Origin of the sequence: Rathayibacter sp. VKM Ac-2805, from assembly GCF_009834265.1 — a bacterium.
In the GTDB taxonomy this organism is placed as follows: domain Bacteria; phylum Actinomycetota; class Actinomycetes; order Actinomycetales; family Microbacteriaceae; genus Rathayibacter.
Window position 1 is genome coordinate 1,493,002 of record NZ_CP047185.1, and the last position, 20,670, is coordinate 1,513,671.

A 20,670-nucleotide genomic window follows, 5' to 3' on the forward strand; every position below is an offset into this window, starting at 1 on the left:
GCCGGCCATCCCTCCCCTGCCCGCAGTCCGCCGGAGGCGCATCCTTGCCGAGTAACGATTCCTTCGTCCACCTCCACGTGCACAGCGAGTACTCGATGCTCGACGGTGCAGCGCGGGTGAAGCCGCTGATCGACGCGGCGGTCGAGGAGGGCATGCCGGCCATCGCCGTGACCGACCACGGGAACGTGTTCGGCGCCTTCGACTTCTGGCGCACCGCGACGGCGGCGGGGATCAAGCCGATCATCGGCACCGAGGCCTACCTCACCCCGGGGACGCACCGCTCCGACAAGACCCGGATCCGCTGGGGCGACGGCGGAGGGGACGACGTGTCCGGCTCCGGCGCTTACACCCACATGACGCTGCTCAGCTCGACCACGACGGGCATGCACAACCTCTTCCGCCTCTCCTCGCGCGCGTCGATCGAGGGCTACTACTTCAAGCCGCGCATGGACCGCGAGATCCTCTCGCAGTACTCCGAGGGCCTGATCGGCACCACGGGCTGCCCGAGCGGCGAGGTCCAGACGCGCCTGCGCCTCGGCCAGTACAAGGAGGCCCGCCAGGCGGCCGCCGACTACCGCGACATCTTCGGCAAGGAGAACTTCTTCGCCGAGATCATGGATCACGGCCTCGACATCGAGCGGCGGGTGATCGGCGACGTCATCCGGCTCGCGAAGGACCTCGACCTCCCGTTGGTCGCCACCAACGACCTTCACTACACGCACGCGCACGACGCGACGTCGCACGCGGCGCTGCTCTGCGTGCAGTCCGGAACCACCCTCGACGACCCCAAGCGCTTCAAGTTCGACGCGGACGAGTTCTACCTCAAGTCGCCGCGCGAGATGCGCCAGGTCTTCCGCGACCACCCCGAGGCCTGCGACAACACGCTCCTCATCGCGGAGCGCTGCGACGTCCAGTTCGACACCTCGGCGAACTACATGCCCCGCTTTCCCGTGCCGGAGGGCGAGACGGAGGACACCTGGTTCGTGAAGGAGGTCGAGGCCGGACTGCGCGAGCGCTACCCGGACGGCATCTCCCAGGAGGTGCGCGACCGGGCGGACTACGAGACCCGCGTCATCCTGCAGATGGGCTTCCCCGGCTACTTCCTCGTCGTCGCCGACTTCATCAACTGGTCCAAGCGCAACGGGATCCGCGTCGGTCCCGGCCGCGGCTCCGGTGCCGGCTCGATGGCGGCCTACGCGATGAAGATCACCGACCTCGATCCGCTGCGCCACGGCCTGATCTTCGAGCGCTTCCTCAACCCCGACCGCGTCTCCATGCCCGACTTCGACGTCGACTTCGACGACCGTCGCCGCGGCGAGGTCATCCGCTACGTCACCGAGAAGTACGGCGACGAGCGCGTCGCGCAGATCGTCACCTACGGCACCATCAAGGCGAAGCAGGCTCTCAAGGACGCCTCGCGCGTCCTCGGCTTCCCGTTCGGGATGGGCGAGAAGCTGACGAAGGCCATGCCGCCCGCGATCATGGGCAAGGACATCCCGCTCAGCGGCATCAACGACCCCGCCCACGCGCGCTACAAGGAAGCGCTCGACGTGCGCAACGTCATCGCCGAGGACCCGCAGGCCAAGCTGGTCTTCGACACCGCGCTCGGACTCGAGAACCTCAAGCGCCAGTGGGGCGTGCACGCGGCCGGCGTCATCATGTCCAGCGATCCGCTGCTGGACATCATCCCGATCATGAAGCGGGAGCAGGACGGCCAGATCGTCACGCAGTTCGACTACCCCGCGTGCGAGTCGCTCGGGCTGATCAAGATGGACTTCCTGGGGCTGCGGAACCTCACGATCATCGACGACGCCCTCGACAACATCCGCGCCAACCGCGGACAGGACCTCGTGCTCGAGGACCTCGAGCTCGACGACCAGGCCGCCTACGACCTCCTCGCGCGTGGCGACACGCTCGGCGTCTTCCAGCTCGACGGCGGCCCGATGCGCGGGCTTCTCCGGCTGATGAAGCCCGACAACTTCGAGGACATCTCCGCAGTCCTCGCGCTCTACCGGCCGGGCCCGATGGGCGCCGACTCCCACACCAACTACGCGCTGCGGAAGAACGGCGTGCAGGAGATCACCCCGATCCACCCGGAGCTCGAGGAGCCGCTCTCGGAGGTGCTCGGAGGGACCTACGGCCTGATCGTGTACCAGGAGCAGGTCATGTCGATCGCGCAGAAGCTCGCGGGCTTCACGCTCGCGCAGGCCGACCTGCTGCGGCGCGCGATGGGCAAGAAGAAGAAGTCCGAGCTGGACAAGCAGTTCGAGGGCTTCTCGGGCGGCATGATCGCCAACGGCTACTCGATGGAGGCCGTCAAGACCCTCTGGGACATCCTGCTGCCCTTCTCCGACTACGCCTTCAACAAGGCGCACTCGGCGGCGTACGGCGTCGTCTCCTACTGGACGGCGTACCTCAAGGCGCACTACCCCGCGGAGTACATGGCCGCGCTGCTCACCAGCGTCGGCGACTCCAAGGACAAGATGGCCGCCTACCTCAACGAGTGCCGGCGGATGGGGATCAAGGTGCTCCCGCCGGACGTCAACGAGTCGATCGGCTTCTTCACCGCCGTCGGCACCGACATCCGCTTCGGCCTCGGCGCCGTCCGCAACGTCGGCATGAACGTCGTCGAGGGCATCCGGGCCGCCCGCGAGGAGAAGGGGCGCTTCGAGACGTTCCACGACTTCCTCCGCAAGGTGCCGCTGCAGGTGACCAACAAGCGCACCATCGAGTCGCTCATCAAGGCCGGCGCCTTCGACTCGCTCGGCTCGACGCGCCGCGCCCTGGTCGAGGTGCACGAGGACGCCGTCGAGGCGGCGGTGGGGGAGAAGCGCAACGAGGCGAACGGCCAGGTCGGCTTCGACTTCGACAGCCTCTGGGACGAGCCGCAGGCCGCGATCCAGGTGCCCGAGCGGCCCGAATGGGCCAAGCGCGACAAGCTCGCCTTCGAGCGCGACATGCTCGGGCTCTACGTGTCCGACCATCCGCTCGCCGGACTCGAGACCGAGCTCGCCAAGCACTACAGCACCACGATCGCCGACCTGCTGATCTCGGAGACGATCGCCGACGGCGAGACCGTGGTCGTCGCGGGCCTCGTCACGAGCGTCCAGCACCGCATGGCCAAGGCCTCCGGCAACCAGTACGGGATGATCCAGGTCGAGGACTTCGGCGGCGAGATCACCTGCATGTTCATGGGGAAGGCGTACCAGGAGTTCGCCCCGGCGCTCACGAACGACTCCATCGTCGTCGTCAGAGGCCGCGTCAGCATGCGCGACGACGGGATGAACCTGCACGCGTTCAGCCTGTTCGCCCCCGAGATGAGCCAGGACGGCGACTCGGGACCGCTCACCGTCTCGATGCCCGAATCGCGCGCGACCACCGACACGGTCTCGCAGCTCAGCGACGTGCTCATCCGCCACTCCGGCCAGACCGAGGTGCGGCTGAAGCTCATCAAGGGCGACACGGCCCGCGTGTTCGAGGTGCCGTTCCCCGTGCGCATCACCCCGGACCTCTTCGGCGAGCTGAAGAGCCTGCTGGGGCCGAACTGTCTGTATTGAATTCCGAGCCGGTCCCTGCCCGGCTCGGCGCGGTCGGCTGGGGAGGGTGGCCGGGTTCTCAAGAGCGTCCTGCGTACGGCTACGACGATCCGCTGACACGCGGATCGCCGGTTCGCGGTGTCTGTGGCGAGCCGGTCCCCGACCGGCTCGGCGCGGTCGGCTGGGGAGGGTGGCCGGGTTCGTGAGAGCGTCGTGCGTCCGGCTACGACGATCCGCTGACACGCGGATCGCCGGTTCGCGGTGCCTGTGGCGAGCCGGTCCCTGCCCGGCTCGGCGCGGTCGGCTGGGGAGGGTGGCCGGGTCGGTGAGAGCGTCGTGCGTCCGGCTACGACGATCCGCTGACACGCGGATCGCCGGTTCGCCGTGCCTGTGGCGAGCCGGTCCCTGCCCGGCTCGGCGCGGTCGGCTGGGGAGCGTGGCCGGGTCGGTGAGAGCGTCCTGCGTCCGGCTACGACGATCCGCTGACACGCGGATCGCCGGTTCGCCTCGGAGGGTCGGGCGAGAGGGTGGGGGATCGGGGGGCGAGCCTGCGGCCGCCGGTGTCCTTCTGGTGGTCGAGTAATGGCGGCGCGGGTATAGGGACCGGGCGGGCCCGTAGATGGTGGTCGAGTAGCCGCGGAGCAGCGTGTTCAGACCGGGCGGGACGGGGTCCGGGCGGGGGAGCGCGCGGCGAGGGAGCGGGGGAGGGCGGCGCGTAGACTGGGGCGGCCATGATCCAGACTCTCGACCTCCGCGGCCGTCGTCCCTCCTCCGCCGAGCTCCTCGCCCTCGTGCCCCGCAATCCGGGCACCTCCGCCTCCGTCGGGCCCGTCGTCGCCGAGCTGATCGCCGACGTCCGAGAACGCGGCGCGGAGGCGCTCCTCGACCAGGCGGAGCGGCTGGACGGCGTGCGCCCCCCGCACCTCCGCGTGCCCGCCGAGCAGATCGCCGAGGCGCTCGACCGCCTCGACCCGGCCATCCGCAGCGCACTCGAGGAGGCGATCGCGCGCGTCCGCCGCGCCAGCGCCGCACAGATCCCCCCGCGCCGCACCACCGAGCTCGACGACGGCGCCACGGTCACCCAGCGCTGGCAGCCGGTCGCCCGCGCCGGCCTCTACGTCCCCGGCGGCAAGGCGGTCTACCCGTCGAGCGTCGTCATGAACGCCGTGCCCGCGCAGGCCGCCGGAGTCGCCTCCATCGCCCTGGTCTCGCCGCCGCAGAAGGCGTTCGGCGGCTCCGTCCACCCCACGATCCTCGCGGCGGCCGCTCTGCTCGGCATCGACGAGGTCTACGCGGTCGGAGGCGCCGGAGCCGTCGCCGCACTGGCCTACGGCGTCGACTCGATCGGGCTGGATCCCGTCAGCATCATCACCGGGCCGGGCAACGTCTGGGTCACCACCGCGAAGCGCCAGGTGCTCGGCCAGGTCGGCATCGACTCCGAAGCGGGCCCGACCGAGATCCTCGTGATCGCCGACGACTCCGCCGACCCGCGCCTGGTCGCAGCCGACCTGGTCAGCCAGGCCGAGCACGACGAGGCCGCCTCCGCGGTCCTGGTCACCGACAGCGCCGAGCTCGCCGCCGCCGTCGAGCGCGAGGTCGCCGTCCAGGCCGCCGCCACCCACCACGCGGAGCGCGTGGCCATCGCACTCGACGGCCCGCAATCCGCGCTCGTGATCGTCGACGACCTCGAGCTCGCCTGCGCGTTCAGCGACGCCTACGGCCCCGAGCACCTCGAGCTGCACACGGCCGACCCCGTCGCGACGGCCGAGCGGATCCACGACGCCGGCGCGATCTTCCTCGGCCCGACCACGCCGGTGAGCCTGGGCGACTACCTCGCCGGCTCCAACCACGTGCTCCCGACGCTGGGGCAGGCGCGCTTCTCCTCCGGGCTCGGCGCCTACACCTTCCTCCGGCCGCAGCAGCTGATCTCGTACGACCGCGGTGCGCTCGAGCGCGTCGCCCCGCACATCCGCGCTCTCAGCGATGCCGAGGCGCTGCCCGCCCACGGCGACGCCGTCGACGCCCGCTTCGCCTGAGACCGAGAGGCCCTCGATGTTCTGCCCCTTCTGCCGGCACCCCGACTCCCGAGTGATCGACTCGCGCACGAGCGACGACGGCCTCTCGATCCGCCGCCGCCGGCAGTGCCCGTCGTGCGGCCGGCGCTTCTCGACGACCGAGACCGCGAGCCTCGTCGTGATCAAGCGCAGCGGAGTCGTGGAACCGTTCAGCCGCGAGAAGATCGTCAGCGGCGTCCGGAAGGCCTGCCAGGGCCGGCCCGTCACCGACACCGATCTGGCCGTGCTCGCGCAGCGGGTGGAGGAGAGCATCCGCTCCACGGGCGCGTCGCAGATCGACGCGAACGACATCGGCCTCGCCATCCTGCCGCCGCTGCGCGAGCTCGACGAGGTCGCCTACCTCCGCTTCGCGAGCGTCTACCAGGCGTTCGACTCGCTGGACGACTTCGAGTCTGCGATCACCCTGCTCCGCGCCGAGCGCACCTCAGTGCCCCACAGCGCCGACGAGATCTGAGGCCCGGGTGTACCCGCTCCTGTTCCGCACCGTCCTGCGCCGCCTCGACCCGGAGCGGGCGCACCACCTGAGCTTCCCGGTGATCCGGGCCCTCGGAGCCCTCGCTCCGGTCCTGCGCCGGACCACCGTCCCGCGCGGAACGCCCGCGGTCGAGACGCTCGGGCTCCGCTTCGAGACCCCGTTCGGCGTCGCGGCCGGCTTCGACAAGGACGCCACCGCGGTCCTGGGCTTCGGTGCGCTCGGCTTCGGACACGTCGAGGTCGGGACCCTGACCGCGCGGGCGCAGCCGGGCAACGACCGGCCGCGCCTCTTCCGGCTGATCGCGGACCGCGCCGTCGTCAACCGGATGGGCTTCAACAACCACGGGGCCGAGGCCGCGGCGCTGCGGCTGATCCGGCTGCGCAGCGCGCGCCGCCGCCCCGTGATCGGCGTCAACATCGGCAAGAGCCGGGTGGTCGAGGTGGACGACGCGATCGAGGACTATCTGATCAGCACGCGCCTTCTCGCGCCGCTCGCCGACTACCTCGTCGTGAACGTCAGCTCGCCGAACACCCCCGGGCTCCGCGGCCTGCAGGAGATCGACCGCCTCGAGCCGCTCCTCGCGGCAGTCAAGGACGCCGCCGACACGACGCCCCTGCTGGTCAAGATCGCCCCCGACCTCTCCGACGACGAGGTCGGCCGGGTCGCCGAGCTCGCCGTCCGCCTGAGTCTGGACGGGATCATCGCGACCAACACGACGCTCTCCCGGGAGGGCCTCTCGACCGATCGTGCCGTGGTCCAGGCGGCCGGCGCCGGCGGCCTCTCCGGTGCCCCGCTGGCCGCGCGCTCGCTCGAGGTGCTCCGCGTGATCCGCGGCGTCGTCCCCGCGGCCTTCTGCGTGATCTCCGTCGGAGGAGTCGAGACGGCCGAGGACGTGCGCGAGCGCCTCGACGCGGGCGCCACCCTCGTCCAGGGCTACACCGCCTTCATCTACCGCGGGCCCCTGTGGGCTCGGGACATCAACCGGGGACTGGCCCGCGCCTCCTGACCCGCCGTGCACGACGAAGGGCCCCGGAGCCGCGCGAGGCGCGACCGCAGGGGCCCTTCGTGGTCCGCCGTCCGACTACTCGGGGAAGGCGCGGCGCTTGACCTGGGGCTTCGGCAGTCGCATGACGCGCAGCTGGAGGGCGCGCATCGCGGCGTACCAGCGGATGCCCTTCTCGACCTTGTCGGCGCCGTAGCGCTCGGCGAGCTTCCGGCGCATCCGCATGCCGAGGAGGATGCAGTCGATCACCGCGAGGAGGAAGAACACCCAGAGGATGACGAGCGTCGCGTACTGCAGCTCCGGCTGCGGGAAGAAGCTCAGCAGCAGGACGACGACCATCACCGGGATGAGGAACTCGCCGAGGCTGAAGCGTGCGTCGACCCAGTCGCGCACGAACTTGCGCTGAGGACCCTTGTCGCGCAGCGGCAGGTAGCGCTGGTCGCCGGCGGCCAGGCCGATGCGGGCCTGCTCGCGTGACACGGCGGCCTTCTCGCGGGCGTCGCGGGCGGCCTGCTTGCGGTCGGTGACGACCAGCGGACGCTTGCGGGCCAGCTCCTGCTCGCGCCGGGTCGGCGTCGGCCGGCCCTTCCCGGAGCCGGGGGAGCCGGCGTCGTCGGGCGTGTCGGTTGCGATCGGGTGCTTGGCCACGGGGAACGTCCTTGGAATCGGGGGTCTCTTAAGATTACCTCCATGGCTCACGACGCTCCGACTCCGCCCGCACTCTCCTCCGACGAGGAGGCCGTCCTCGCCGCCGTCCGCGACGATCTGCCGCGCTCGCTCGCCCAGCTCGGGCAGCTCGTGCGGATCCCGTCCGTCTCGTGGGACGGCTTCGACGCCACCCGCGTGGCCGCCAGCGCCGAGGCCATCGCCGAGCTCGCGCGCGAGACGGGCGTCTTCGACGACGTCGCGATCCACAGCGCCACGATCGACGGCACCGACGTGCTCGGCCAGCCTGCCGTCCTGGCCACCCGCGCCGCCCGCAACGGAGCGCCGACCGTCCTCCTCTACGCCCACCACGACGTGCAGCCGCAGGGCGCCGAGTCGGCGTGGGAGACGCCTCCGTTCGAGCCGACCGTGCGCGGCGACCGCCTGTACGGGCGCGGTGCCGCCGACGACAAGGCCGGAGTCGTGTCCCACCTCGCCGCGGTGCGCGCACTCCGCGAGGTCGCGGGCGAGGACCACGACCTCGGGCTCGTCCTCTTCATCGAGGGGGAGGAGGAGTTCGGGTCGCGCTCGTTCCCCACCTTCCTCCGCGAGCACCACGACGCCCTCCGCGCGGATGCGATCATCGTCGCCGACAGCGACAACTGGGACGTCGACACCCCCGCGCTGACGGTGGGCCTGCGCGGCAACGTCACCTTCACCCTCACCGTCAGCACGCTCGCGCACGCCTCGCACTCGGGCATGCTCGGCGGAGCGGTCCCGGACGCGATGCTCGCGGCGGTCCGCCTGCTCGCGACGCTCTGGAACGAGGACGGCTCGGTCGCCGTCGCCGGCCTCACCGAGCACGACGGAGCGGTGCCCGAGACGACCGAGGAGGACCTCCGCCGCGACTCCGGGCTGCTCGACGGGGTCTCGCCGATCGGCACCGGCGCGATCCTCTCGCGCCTGTGGTCGAAGCCGGCCGTCACGGTCACCGGGATCGACGCGCCCAGCGTCGTCGACGCCTCCAACACCCTCGTCCCGTCCGTGCGCGTGAAGATCAGCGCCCGCATCGCCCCCGGCCAGGACGCGGAGGAGGCGTTCGCCGCCATCGAGAGCCACCTGCGGGCGAACTCCCCGTTCGGCGCCAACCTCGCGATCGAGGACGTCGACACCGGCAGCCCGTTCCTGGTCGACGCGACCGGCTGGGCCGTGGACCTGGTGAAGGGCGCAATGGCCGACGCGTGGGGACGCGAGCCCCTCGAGACCGGGATCGGCGGGAGCATCCCGTTCATCGCCGACCTCGTGCGCGAGTTCCCCGAGGCGCAGATCCTCGTCACCGGTGTCGAGGACCCCGACTCGCGCGCGCACAGCCCCAACGAGTCGCTGCACCTGGGCGTCTTCAAGCGCGCCGCGCAGACCGAGGCGCTGTTCCTGCTCCGCGCCGCCGCTCACCGCGACTGACCACCGGTCGTGGAATACCCGGGTGACCACCCGGGTTGCAGCCGTAGAATCCCGGAAGGCACGACGACCGTTCCGCCCGTCCCCTGAGGAGTGACATGTCAGACACACTGACCGACCAGACGGCGACCCCCCTCGCCACCCCGCCCAGCGCGGCCCACGGCGTCTCGATGACCCCGACCGCCGCCGCCAAGGTCAAGAGCCTGCTCGAGCAGGAGGGCCGCGACGACCTGCGCCTGCGCGTCGCCGTGCAGCCCGGCGGCTGCTCCGGCCTCATCTACCAGCTCTACTTCGACGAGCGCACCCTCGACGGCGACGCCGCGGTGGAGTTCGAGGGCGTCGGCCTCGTCGTCGACAAGATGAGCGTCCCCTACCTCGACGGCGCCTCGATCGACTTCGAGGACACCATCCAGAAGCAGGGCTTCACCATCGACAACCCCAACGCGGGCGGCAGCTGCGCCTGCGGCGACAGCTTCCACTGACGCCGCGCGGCCCCGGGCCGCAGCGCCTCCGAACGGCGTCCGACAGTCCACTCCGGTGGCCCGTCGGGCGCCGTTCGTCATGACTGCACCACTCGGCCGGGACGTCAAGAGCGGGTCGTCGTGCACCGGGCCGCCGGAGCGGAAGGGTAGGCTGGAGCCGGTCTAATACAGTTTCGTGTGAACTGGTCCCCAGTCTTCCGAAAGGTCACCGGTGCGCTTCAATCGCCGAATCCGCAGATGGGTCGCTGCCCCCGTCGCAGGAGCCCTCGCCCTCGTCCTCGCGGGCTGCACGCAAGAGCAGCTCCAGGGCTGGCTCCCCACCGAACCCGGCACGACGAACCACGTCGACCGCGTCATCGGACTCTGGGTCACCTCCTGGATCGTCCTGCTCGCCGTCGGCGTCGTCACGTGGGGTCTCACCATCTGGGCGGTGGTCGTCTACCGCCGTCGCAAGGGGCAGACCGGCCTGCCGGTCCAGCTGCGCTACAACATGCCGATCGAGATCTTCTACACGATCGTGCCGCTGATCCTCGTGATCGGCTTCTTCGCCTTCACCGCGCGCGACCAGGCCGCCATCGAGCAGCCCTACGACGACCCGGACGAGACCATCCAGGTGTACGGCAAGCAGTGGGCGTGGGACTTCAACTACGTCGACGAGGACGTCTACTCCGCCGGTATCCAGGGCCAGTACCAGGAGGGCGGGGACGCCGCCGGCTCGCTCGTCGAGTCCGAGATCCCCACGCTCTACCTGCCTGTCGGACAGAAGATCAAGATCCAGCTCGACGCGCGCGACGTGATCCACTCCTTCTGGGTCGTCGACTTCCTCTACAAGAAGGACATGATCCCCGGCAAGACGAACTACATGTACGTCACGCCGCTCAAGGAGGGGACCTACGCGGGCAAGTGCGCCGAGCTCTGCGGCGAGTACCACTCCGCGATGCTCTTCAACGTCAAGGTCGTCTCGCAGGGCGAGTACGACGACTACATCCAGTCGCTGCGCGACGCGGGCCAGACCGGTCAGCTCGGCGCCGAGTACAACCGCAATTCGAACCTTCCCGGAACCGGCGCGCCGGCCCGCGAGAACGAGGAGTAAGGGAGCATGAGCACCGCCACGGCACCCCGCCCGACGCGCACCGCCGGCACTCCGCCGGTCCAGCGCAAGGCGAACGTCCTCGTCCGCTGGATGACGTCGACCGACCACAAGGTCATCGGGTACATGTACCTGATCACGTCGTTCATCTACTTCTGCATCGCCGGCGTGATGGCCCTGGTCATCCGCGCCCAGCTGTTCGAGCCCGGCCTGAACGTGGTCGAGACGCGCGAGCAGTACAACCAGCTGTTCACGATGCACGGCACGATCATGCTGCTGATGTTCGCGACGCCGCTCTTCGCCGGCTTCGCCAACGTCCTGATGCCGCTGCAGATCGGCGCCCCCGACGTCGCGTTCCCCCGCCTCAACGCCTTCGCGTACTGGCTCTACAGCTTCGGCTCGCTCATCGCGGTCGCCGGATTCGTCACCCCGCAGGGTGCGGCGTCGTTCGGCTGGTTCGCGTACGCGCCACTGTCGAGCACGACGTTCTCACCAGGGCTCGGCGGCAATCTCTGGGTCTTCGGCCTCGCGCTCTCGGGCTTCGGCACGATCCTCGGCGCGGTGAACTTCATCACGACGATCATCACGATGCGCGCTCCCGGCATGACGATGTTCCGCATGCCGATCTTCACCTGGAACATCCTGGTGACGTCGATCCTCGTGCTGCTCGCGTTCCCGGTGCTCGCCGCCGCGATGTTCGCCCTCGGCGCCGACCGCGTGTTCGACGCACACATCTACGATGCGGCCAACGGCGGCGTCCTGCTCTGGCAGCACCTGTTCTGGTTCTTCGGCCACCCCGAGGTGTACATCATCGCGCTGCCGTTCTTCGGCATCGTGTCCGAGGTCTTCCCGGTCTTCAGCCGCAAGCCGATCTTCGGCTACAAGACGCTGATCTACGCGACCATCGCGATCGCCGCCCTCTCCGTGACGGTGTGGGCGCACCACATGTACGTCACCGGATCGGTCCTGCTGCCGTTCTTCTCGCTGATGACCATGCTCATCGCGGTTCCGACCGGCGTGAAGATCTTCAACTGGGTCGGCACCATGTGGCGCGGATCGGTGACCTTCGAGACCCCGATGATCTGGGCGATCGGCTTCCTGATCACCTTCACCTTCGGTGGACTCACCGGCGTGATCCTCGCGTCGCCCCCGCTCGACTTCCACGTCTCGGACTCGTACTTCGTGGTGGCGCACTTCCACTACGTCGTGTTCGGAACCGTCGTCTTCGCGATGTTCTCGGGCTTCTACTTCTGGTGGCCCAAGTGGACCGGCAAGATGCTGAACGAGACGCTGGGCAAGTGGCACTTCTGGCTGCTTTTCATCGGCTTCCACACCACCTTCCTCATCCAGCACTGGCTGGGCGTCGTCGGCATGCCGCGCCGCTACGCCAGCTACCTGCCCGAGGACGGCTTCACCTGGATGAACCAGGTGTCGACGGTCGGAGCGATGATCCTCGCGGTGTCGCTGATCCCGTTCTTCCTGAACGTCTACATCACGGCCCGCAAGGCGCCCAAGGTGACGGTGAACGACCCGTGGGGCTTCTCCCGGTCGCTCGAGTGGGCCACCTCGTGCCCGCCGCCCCGCCACAACTTCACCTCGATCCCGCGCATCCGCAGCGAGGCCCCGGCGTTCGACCTCAACCACCCCGAGGCCGGCATCCCCGTCGGAATCGGTCCGGCGAAGGACGCTCCGGACGCCCCCACGTACGACAAGTCCGAAGGCACGGTGAAGTAGGGCCATGCGCGCCAACGTCAATCTCTTCTGGCTCCTCGCGGGCTTCTTCCTCCTCGCCGACATCACGTACATCGTGTGGTCGCTGCTCGACACGGGCCAGGTGGAGTGGGTCGGCACCGTCGGCATCGGCCTCTCGGCCGTGCTGGGCGCGTTCATCGCGTTCTACGTCGGCCGCGTCCACAAGGCGCAGGGTGCCGAGCTCCCCGAGGACCGCCTCGATGCGGACATCGACGACGGAGACCCCGAGCTGGGCTTCTTCAGCCCGTGGAGCTGGTGGCCGCTGATCCTGGGCGGTTCCGCGGCTCTCGGATTCCTCGGCCTTGCCGTGGGATTCTGGATCACCTACATCGCCGTCGGGCTCTTCCTGGTCGCCATCGCCGGCTGGGTGTACGAGTACTACCGCGGGTACTTCGCCCGCTAGGGCGCAGCGCACGGCCGAGGGCCGGGTGCACGAGGGCTTCGGCTCCGTGCACCCGGCCCTTTCGCTAATCCAGGAGGAAGCGACGCGCGGTCGGGGCCCGGTCGGCTCGGCCGTTCGGCTTCGTGCAGGGGCGGCACTCGCCGATCGGTGGCGGATCGAGCCTCCCGGTGAGAGGCGGGACCTCCCGGTGAGGGCCGGGACCGCTCAGTGAGGGATGACGAGGTGAGCTGAATCTCTCGCGGTGTCATGCGCGCGGGACACCGAGGCGTCCTGCGCGGAGGAACTCGTCTGGGCACATCCCGGCGGCCCGCGACGTGGAAGCTCGCAGGGGAGTGCAGCGGGCGGCGCCGAGCAGGAGCGTCGGCCCGCGTCATCACCCCTACGGGTCTGCGCTGCGACGGCTCCTGCTCCGGTCGCGGGTGAGCGGGCTACGCCTGTGGCGGCTCTCCTGTGCGCCTGTGGGCGTGCCGACGGCGGTGGCGCGCTACGGATCGCGGATACTGCTGCGCCTGCGGCTGTACTGGGGCTGCTGCGCCTGTTCTGGCGCCTGCGCCGCCCTGCGGACCTCTGCACACCGTTCTGAACCCAGTGGAGCCTGCACCCCGACGGAACCGCGCGCGCCCCTGCAGCTCGTGGAGCTCCTCGGTACTGCTAACGGGTTGTGTGCCGGTCGGCGCGACGACAGGGAGCCTGAGACGCCGCTACAGCGACGGTCGTCGATGTCCGGAGGTCGCCTCCTCTGTCGCACCGGCGAGCGTCGCCGTCGCCGATCGCAGAGGGTTCGACCGAGAGTGGGGGGAGGGCAGTCCTGATAGGCATGCTGGGGACGGGTGCCCTCGAACTAATCCGGAGCGTCTCGACGTGTAAGGGAACCGAGTACCTCACCGGACGACCACACTGCGAGCACGCAGAGGGGCTGGATCACTCCATGACCGGACGGGAGCGGACGTCTCCAGCTCGGCGGTGAGACGGCGTCTCGTGATCCAAGGAGCGGAGGTCTCGAGGTCCGGAGTATCGCCCCACCTTCCTGCCGGCTTGTCGCCGTCGAGGCGCTGTGATCCGGTCTCACCGGCTCCCGGTCTACCGCCGACCTCCACCGCTCCAGGAGTCAGGCGCCGCCCCGCTGCAGGAACGACGAAGGGCCCGGACGAATGAACGTCCGGGCCCTTCGGGGGAGGATCAGTGCTCGCTGTGCGAGCTCTCGAGCTCCTTCTGGGTGACGGGGGTGATCCGGTCCTCGAAGAACCAGCGGGAGAGGCCGGCGCGGACGCGCTGCGGGGCGGTGATGCGGCCACGCGAGTCCGGACGGATCATCAGGGGCTCGTACTCGTCCTGACCGACGAGCTTCCAGCGCTCGTACTCGTCGAGCTGCTGGTGCACCTCGATGAATTCGCCGCCGGGGAGGCGGACGATGCGGCCCGACTCGAAGCCGTGCAGCGCGATCTCGCGGTCCTTCTTCTGCAGCGCCAGGCAGATGCGCTTGGTGATGAAGTACGCGATGAACGGACCCGCGATGAGCAGGAACTGCAGGCTGTGGATCACGCCCTCCATCGTGAGATGGAAGTGCGTCGCGATGAGGTCGGACGAGGCGGCGGCCCAGAGGACGGCGTAGAAGCTGACTCCGGCGGCACCGATCGCGGTGCGGGTCGCGGCGTTGCGCGGGCGGTCGAGCAGGTGGTGCTCGCGCTTGTCACCGGTGATCCACGCCTCGAGGAACGGGTAGAGCATGACCACGGCGATGAACAGTCCGAGACCGACGAGCGGGATCAGGATGTTGAACGACAGGGTTCCGATGCCCGGGATGGCCCACTCGAGTCCCGGCGGGACGAGGCGCAGGGCGCCGTCGGCGAAGCCGATGTACCAGTCGGGCTGGGTTCCCGCGGAGACGGGCGAGGGGTCGTACGGGCCGTAGTTCCAGATCGGGTTGATCGTGAACAGCGAGGCGATGAGGACGACGACGCCGAAGACGATGAAGAAGAATCCACCGGCCTTCGCGGCGTAGACCGGCAGCACCGGGTATCCGACGACGTTCTGCTCGGTCTTGCCCGCACCGGGGAACTGGGTGTGCTTGTGGACGACCACGAACACGAGGTGCAGGGCGATGAACGCGAGCACCAGCGCCGGCAGCAGCAGGATGTGCAGCGTGTAGAGGCGGCCGACGATGTCGGTGCCCGGGAACTCGCCGCCGAAGAGCAGGAACGAGATCCAGGTGCCGACGATCGGGATGCCCTTGACCATGCCGTCGATGATGCGGAGGCCGTTGCCCGAGAGCAGGTCGTCGGGGAGCGAGTAACCGGTGAAGCCCTCGGCCATCGCGAGGATGAAGAGGACGAAGCCGATGACCCAGTTGAGTTCGCGGGGCTTGCGGAACGCACCGGTGAAGAAGATGCGCAGCATGTGCAGGCCGATCGAGGCCACGAACAGCAGTGCCGCCCAGTGGTGGATCTGCCGCATCAGCAGGCCGCCGCGGATGTCGAAGGAGATGTCGAGCGAGGACGACATCGCCGCCGACATCTCGATGCCCTTGAGGGGCAGGTAGCTGCCCTCGTAGTGCGTCTCGACCATCGAGGCCTGGAAGAAGAAGGTGAGGAAGGTGCCCGACAGCAGGATGATGACGAAGCTGTAGAGCGCGACCTCGCCGAGGAGGAAGGACCAGTGGTCGGGGAAGATCTTGCGACCGAACTCCTTGACGACCGCGGAGATGCTCGTGCGCTCGTCGATGTAGTTCGACGCCGCTCCGACGTACCCCTTCTGGAACTTGCCGGATCCGAGGATGACGCCGTCCTCGGGCTCCGCGGGGGAGCTGGAGGGGCGTGAGGGGGTGGTGGTGGACATGTGAGTCATCGCTCCCAGAAGGACGGTCCGACGGGCTCCGTGAAGTCGCTTCTGGCGACCAGGTAACCCTCGGCGTCGACGGTGATGGGGAGCTGCGGAAGCGGACGCTTCGCCGGGCCGAAGATGACGGCGGCCTCGCGCGTGATGTCGAATTGCGACTGGTGGCACGGGCACAGCAGGTGGTGGGTCTGCTGCTCGTACAGCGCCACAGGGCAGCCGACGTGCGTGCAGATCTTGGAGTAGGCGACGATTCCGTCGTAGTTCCAGGTCTCGCGACCCTCACTGACGATGAGGTCCTCCGGCTTCAGGCGCATCAGGAGGACGGCGGCCTTGGCCTTCTCCTCCAGCTTGCCCTCGGCGTCGTTGAGACCCTCGGGGATGACGTGGAAGGCGGATCCGAGGGTGACGTCCGATGCGAGGATCGGCGCTCCCGACGGGTCCAGGGTGAGCCTCGTGCCCTCTTCCCACAGGGTGGTCTTGAGGAGGGCGACGGGGTTCTGGTCCTGCGGGCCGAGGCCCCGGAACAGGATCACGGCGGGCAGGGGGAACACGACGAGGGAGGCGATCAGGCTGTTCCGGACGAGGGAGCGGCGGCCGAAGCCGGACTCCTTGTCGGACTGGTCGAAGATCTCGAGCGCACGGGCGCGGGTGGGCTCCGCGCTGCGGACGGGGTGGCGGATGTCGATGCCCTCGTGGTCCGACATCAGCTGCTTGCCCCAGTGGACGGCGGCGATGCCGATCCCCAGGAGGGCGAGGGACATGCCCAGGCCGATGAACAGCGTGTTCAGCCGGACCGACGCGACGTCCTCGGTGATCGGGAACGCCATGTAGGCGGCGACCGCGAAGATCGAGCCCGCGAAGGAGAGGTAGAAGAGCGTGTACACCGTGCGCTCGGCACGCTTCTCGACCTTGGGGTCGAGGTCGGTCATCCGGGGGCGGTGCGGCGGGAGGCCCGGGTCCTGGACGCGATCCCGCGCCACGACCGCGGTGCCGGCCGGAGCCGTTCCGTGCCCGGTGGCCGACGAGGTGGCGAGGTCCGTGCCACCCTCATCGTGCTCTGCCATGGTTCTCCTTTTCACGCCGTGTCGGCACCAGTCGGTGCCGTGGGTCAGTCGCGCCCGTCAGGGCGCTGCAGTCGTCTAGTTGGATCGGGCGGTGATCCACACCGTCAGGGCCACGATCGCGCCGAGGCCGAAGATCCAGAGGAACAGGCCCTCCGCGACCGGCCCGAGGGAGCCGAGCGCGAATCCGCCCGGGGACGGGTTGGCCTCGATGTACTTGAGGTACGAGATGATGTCGCGCTTGTCCTCGGGCGAGATGTTCAGGTCGTTGAAGACCGGCATGTTCTGCGGGCCGGTGACCATCGCCTCGTAGATGTGCGCCTCGGTCACGCCGCCCAGCGGGGGAGCGAACTTGCCCTCGGTGAGCGCGCCGCCGGCTCCGGCGACGTTGTGGCACATGGCGCAGTTGATGCGGAACAGCTCGGCGCCGTTCGCCGCGTCGCCCTGTCCGTCGAGGACCTCGCCCTCGGGGATCGCGGGGCCGGGGGCCAGCGACGCGACGTAGGCGGCGAGCTCGCCGACCTGCTCGTCGGTGAACTGCACCGGCTTCTCGAGCGCCTGGGGGCCGTGCATCTGCATCGGCATGCGGCCGGTGCCGACCTGGAAGTCGACCGACGCCGCGCCCACTCCGATGAGGGAGGGCGCGTTGTCGGTGCCCGCGGCGTCGAGGCCGTGGCAGGTGGCGCAGTTCGCGGCGAAGAGCTTCGAGCCCTCGTCGATCGTCTGCTGGCTGGTGGAGGACGTCTCCGCGGAGGCGGACGTCGCGACGCCGACCGCGGCGTAGGTCCCGCCGGTGAGCCCGAGGCCGATGGCGATCAGGGCCAGGGTGGCGAGCGGGTGGCGGCGACCCTTCTTGGCTCGGCTCTTCGTCTTCGGGGAGGCCATCGAGGCGTCCTTCCTGCGGGGGTCGGGAGTGGAGTGGGGCATCGGCGGGCGCGTCACTTGAGGAAGTAGATGACGGCGAACAGGCCGACCCAGACGACGTCGACGAAGTGCCAGTAGTACGAGACGACGATGGCGCTCGTCGCCTCCTTGTGGCCGAAGTTCTTGACCGCGAAGCCGCGGCCGATGACGAGGAGGAACGCGATGAGGCCGCCGGTGACGTGCAGGGCGTGGAAGCCGGTCGTCAGGTAGAAGGCGGAGCCGTAGGCGTTGCTGGAGAGCGTGACGCCCTCGGAGACGAGGGTCGCGTACTCGAGCACCTGGCCGGAGACGAAGACCGCGCCCAGGGCGTAGGTGAGGAAGAACCACTCGACCATGCCCCACTTGAACGGGCTGAGGCCCGTCGCACGCGGCTGCAGCCGCTCGGCGGCGAACACGCCGAACTGGCAGCTGAACGACGAGGCCACGAGGATCACCGTGTTCACGCCCGCGTAGGGGACGTTGAGGATCTGGGTCTCGGCGCCCCAGAGCTCGGGAGAGGTGCTGCGTAGGGTGAAGTAGATCGCGAAGAGGCCCGCGAAGAACATGACCTCGCTGCCCAGCCAGACGATCGTTCCGACCGCGACCGGGTTGGGTCGGTTCACTACGGGCGCGGTGGCCGTGGGGGAGAGAGAGGTGCTCGTCACACAGACCATTATGGCCGATGGCAGGGGAGGGAAGTCGCACTAGCCGGGAGGCGATCCTCGTCGCATAATCTGGGAGCCATGTCGGAAACCCTGTCCTGGCCGCACGTTCTCAGCGCACTCCTCGAGTCCTCCGATCTGAGCGTCTCCGAGGCGACGTGGGCCATGGAGCAGGTGATGGAGGGCGCGGCGACTCCGGCGCAGCTCGCCGGACTGCTGGTGGCCCTCCGGGCGAAGGGCGAGACCGTCGACGAGATCGTCGGCTTCCGCGACGCGATCCTCGACCACGCGGTGCCGCTGGACGTGGACCCGATGGCCCTGGACATCGTCGGGACCGGCGGGGACCGCTTCGGGACCGTCAACATCTCCTCCACCGCGTCGATCATCGCGGCCGCGGCCGGCACGCCCGTCGTGAAGCACGGGAACAAGGCCGCGTCCTCCTCCTCCGGCTCCTCCGACGTGCTCGCGGCACTCGGGGTCGACCTCTCCCTCTCCCCCGAGCGGGTGGCCGAGGTGTTCCGGCGGACGGGGATCGCCTTCGTCTTCGCGTCCCTCTTCCACCCCGGCTTCCGGCACGCCGGTCCGGTGCGCGCCGAGCTGGGCGTGCCGACGGTGTTCAACTTCCTCGGCCCGCTCTGCAATCCGGCGCGTCCCGAGGCCTCTGCGGTCGGGGTGGCGCACCTCGACCGGGTGCCGCTGGTCGTCGGCGTGTTCCGGACGCGCGGGGCGACGGCTCTGGTGTTCCGCGGGGACGACGGCCTCGACGAGCTCACGACCACGGGTCACAGCCACATCTGGGAGGTGTCGCGCGGCTCCGTGGTCGAGCACGACCTCGACCCGCGCGACCTGGGCCTGCCCCGCGCGCGGATCGACGACCTGCGCGGCCGCGACGCCGCCTACAACGCGAGCGTGGTGCGCTCGGTGCTCGCGGGAGACGGCGGCCCCGTCCGCGACATCGTCCTTCTGAACGCGGCCGCAGGCCTCGCGGCGTTCGACCTGGCGCGCGACCCGGACCTGGTGCGCACGCCCGTCCTGGAGCGCCTGCGGACGTCGATGGACCGCGCGGCGGAGGCCGTCGACTCCGGGGCCGCCACGGCCAAGCTCGAGGAGTGGGTCCGCGAGACGCAGCGCGCCGTCGTCCCGCTGCCGTAGGCGCGAGCGCAGGGCGTAACGTGGGGATGCTGTCCGCGACGGTGCGGGCGGCGATCCACCACGCGCCGGATCGCCCGCAGGTCACGGGACGCCCGAGTGGTGGCCCGATCCTGGAGGAGACCTCGATGAAGAAGCTCATCAACGACCCGAAGAACGTCATCACGGAGTCGGTGGCCGGCTTCGGCCTGGCGCACGCCGACCTGGTCCGGGTGGTGTCGGATCCCCTGTTCGTGGTGCGGGCCGACGCGCCCCGCTCGGGCAAGGTGGGCATCGTCAGCGGTGGCGGCAGCGGGCACGAGCCGCTGCACGCGGGCTTCGTCGGATTCGGGATGCTGGACGCCGCCGTCCCCGGTCCCGTCTTCACCTCGCCCACGCCCGACCCGATCGTCGCGGCCACGCAGGCCGTCGACGGCGGTGCGGGTGTGCTGCACATCGTGAAGAACTACACGGGCGACGTCCTGAACTTCGAGACCGCGGCCGACCTCGCCGGCGCCGAGGGGATCGAGGTGCGCAGTGTGATCGTCGACGACGACGTCGCGGTGAAGGACTCGCTCTACACCGCGGGCCGCCGCGGCGTGGCCGGCACCGTGCTGGTCGAGCGGATCGCGGGCGCCGCGGCCGAGCGGGGCGACTCCCTCGACGAGGTCGCGACGATCGCCGAGACGGTGATCGCCAACGTGCGCTCGATGGGCGTCGCCCTCACGCCGTGCATCGTCCCGCACGCGGGCGAGCCGAGCTTCGAGCTGGGCGAGGACGAGATCGAGATCGGCATCGGCATCCACGGCGAGCCCGGCCGGGAGAAGATCGCGCTGGAGCCGGCCGACCGCATCGTCGACCGGATCCTCGGCCCGATCCTGGAGGACCTGCCGTTCTCCTCCGGGGACGAGGTGCTGCTCCTGGTGAACGGCATGGGCGGCACGCCGCAGATCGAGCTGTACCTCGCCTACCGCCGCGCAGCCGAGGCGCTGGCCGAGAAGGGGATCACCGTCGCACGCAGCCTCGTCGGCAACTACACGACGTCGCTCGAGATGCAGGGCTTCTCGCTCACCGTCCTCAAGCTCGACGACGCCCTGACCGAGCTGTGGGACTCCCCGGTGCAGACCGCGGCGCTGCGGTGGGGACGCTGAGCGCCCGCGCG

16 protein-coding genes are annotated in these 20,670 nt (G+C 69.8%); 11 read left to right on the forward strand and 5 right to left on the reverse strand.

Annotated elements, in window-relative coordinates; all coding sequences use genetic code 11:
- Nucleotides 1-44: 44 nt before the first annotated feature.
- From dnaE to GSU40_RS06985, 4 genes are all read left to right on the forward strand, one after another.
- Nucleotides 45-3,557 (forward strand): DNA polymerase III subunit alpha, encoded by a 3,513-nt coding sequence (dnaE, locus tag GSU40_RS06970; RefSeq protein WP_104225363.1) that lies wholly within the window; start codon nt 45-47, stop codon nt 3,555-3,557.
- Between the two features lie 710 nt (nt 3,558-4,267).
- Nucleotides 4,268-5,572, forward strand: coding sequence for a histidinol dehydrogenase (gene hisD / locus GSU40_RS06975; RefSeq protein ID WP_160034228.1), 1,305 nt, complete (start codon nt 4,268-4,270; stop codon nt 5,570-5,572).
- 16 nt (nt 5,573-5,588) lie between these two features.
- Nucleotides 5,589-6,065: a transcriptional regulator NrdR gene (nrdR, locus tag GSU40_RS06980; RefSeq protein WP_104224657.1), complete on the forward strand. Its 477-nt coding sequence runs from the start codon at nt 5,589-5,591 to the stop codon at nt 6,063-6,065.
- 7 nt (nt 6,066-6,072) lie between these two features.
- A complete protein-coding gene (locus GSU40_RS06985; protein WP_160034230.1) occupies nt 6,073-7,092 on the forward strand; it encodes a quinone-dependent dihydroorotate dehydrogenase in 1,020 nt (339 codons plus the stop codon).
- Nucleotides 7,093-7,167: 75 nt separating this feature from the next.
- Here the strand turns inward: GSU40_RS06985 and GSU40_RS06990 are convergent, their stop codons facing one another.
- A complete protein-coding gene (locus GSU40_RS06990) occupies nt 7,168-7,737 on the reverse strand; it encodes a DUF3043 domain-containing protein (RefSeq protein ID WP_181027102.1) in 570 nt (189 codons plus the stop codon).
- A 42-nt stretch (nt 7,738-7,779) separates the two neighbouring features.
- Here GSU40_RS06990 and GSU40_RS06995 point away from each other — a divergent pair, with 42 nt between their 5' ends.
- The 5 genes from GSU40_RS06995 (at nt 7,780) to GSU40_RS07015 (ending at nt 12,919) form a co-directional block, all read left to right on the forward strand.
- On the forward strand, nt 7,780-9,195 hold the full coding sequence (locus GSU40_RS06995; RefSeq protein ID WP_104283721.1) for a dipeptidase: 1,416 nt from the start codon (nt 7,780-7,782) through the stop codon (nt 9,193-9,195).
- A gap of 95 nt (nt 9,196-9,290) precedes the next feature.
- Nucleotides 9,291-9,674, forward strand: a complete 384-nt coding sequence (gene erpA, locus GSU40_RS07000) for an iron-sulfur cluster insertion protein ErpA (protein WP_104224654.1) — start codon at nt 9,291-9,293, stop codon at nt 9,672-9,674.
- 211 nt (nt 9,675-9,885) lie between these two features.
- A complete protein-coding gene (gene coxB / locus GSU40_RS07005) occupies nt 9,886-10,767 on the forward strand; it encodes a cytochrome c oxidase subunit II (RefSeq protein WP_104224653.1) in 882 nt (293 codons plus the stop codon).
- 6 nt (nt 10,768-10,773) lie between these two features.
- Nucleotides 10,774-12,498: a cytochrome c oxidase subunit I gene (gene ctaD, locus GSU40_RS07010; protein WP_104224652.1), complete on the forward strand. Its 1,725-nt coding sequence runs from the start codon at nt 10,774-10,776 to the stop codon at nt 12,496-12,498.
- Between the two features lie 4 nt (nt 12,499-12,502).
- Nucleotides 12,503-12,919 carry a cytochrome c oxidase subunit 4 gene (locus tag GSU40_RS07015; protein WP_104224651.1) on the forward strand — a complete coding sequence of 139 codons (417 nt, stop codon included), beginning with the start codon at nt 12,503-12,505 and terminating at the stop codon, nt 12,917-12,919.
- 1,179 nt (nt 12,920-14,098) lie between these two features.
- On the opposite strand, the gene GSU40_RS07020 is transcribed toward GSU40_RS07015, so the two are convergent.
- From GSU40_RS07020 to GSU40_RS07035, 4 genes are all read right to left on the reverse strand, one after another.
- Complete coding sequence (locus tag GSU40_RS07020) at nt 14,099-15,754, reverse strand: ubiquinol-cytochrome c reductase cytochrome b subunit (protein ID WP_104224650.1); 1,656 nt, start codon at nt 15,752-15,754, stop codon at nt 14,099-14,101.
- A gap of 5 nt (nt 15,755-15,759) precedes the next feature.
- Nucleotides 15,760-16,818, reverse strand: coding sequence for a Rieske 2Fe-2S domain-containing protein (locus tag GSU40_RS07025; protein WP_160034232.1), 1,059 nt, complete (start codon nt 16,816-16,818; stop codon nt 15,760-15,762).
- A 75-nt stretch (nt 16,819-16,893) separates the two neighbouring features.
- The gene (locus GSU40_RS07030; protein WP_104224648.1) at nt 16,894-17,700 is read right to left on the reverse strand and encodes a c-type cytochrome; all 807 of its coding nucleotides are present in this window, start codon (nt 17,698-17,700) and stop codon (nt 16,894-16,896) included.
- 53 nt (nt 17,701-17,753) lie between these two features.
- Nucleotides 17,754-18,392 carry a heme-copper oxidase subunit III gene (locus tag GSU40_RS07035; RefSeq protein ID WP_104224647.1) on the reverse strand — a complete coding sequence of 213 codons (639 nt, stop codon included), beginning with the start codon at nt 18,390-18,392 and terminating at the stop codon, nt 17,754-17,756.
- A 69-nt stretch (nt 18,393-18,461) separates the two neighbouring features.
- On the opposite strand from GSU40_RS07035, the gene trpD reads away from it, so the two are divergent.
- A complete protein-coding gene (gene trpD / locus GSU40_RS07040; RefSeq protein ID WP_104246758.1) occupies nt 18,462-19,532 on the forward strand; it encodes an anthranilate phosphoribosyltransferase in 1,071 nt (356 codons plus the stop codon).
- Nucleotides 19,533-19,657: 125 nt separating this feature from the next.
- Nucleotides 19,658-20,659, forward strand: a complete 1,002-nt coding sequence (gene dhaK / locus GSU40_RS07045) for a dihydroxyacetone kinase subunit DhaK (protein WP_160034234.1) — start codon at nt 19,658-19,660, stop codon at nt 20,657-20,659.
- Nucleotides 20,660-20,670 lie beyond the last annotated feature (11 nt).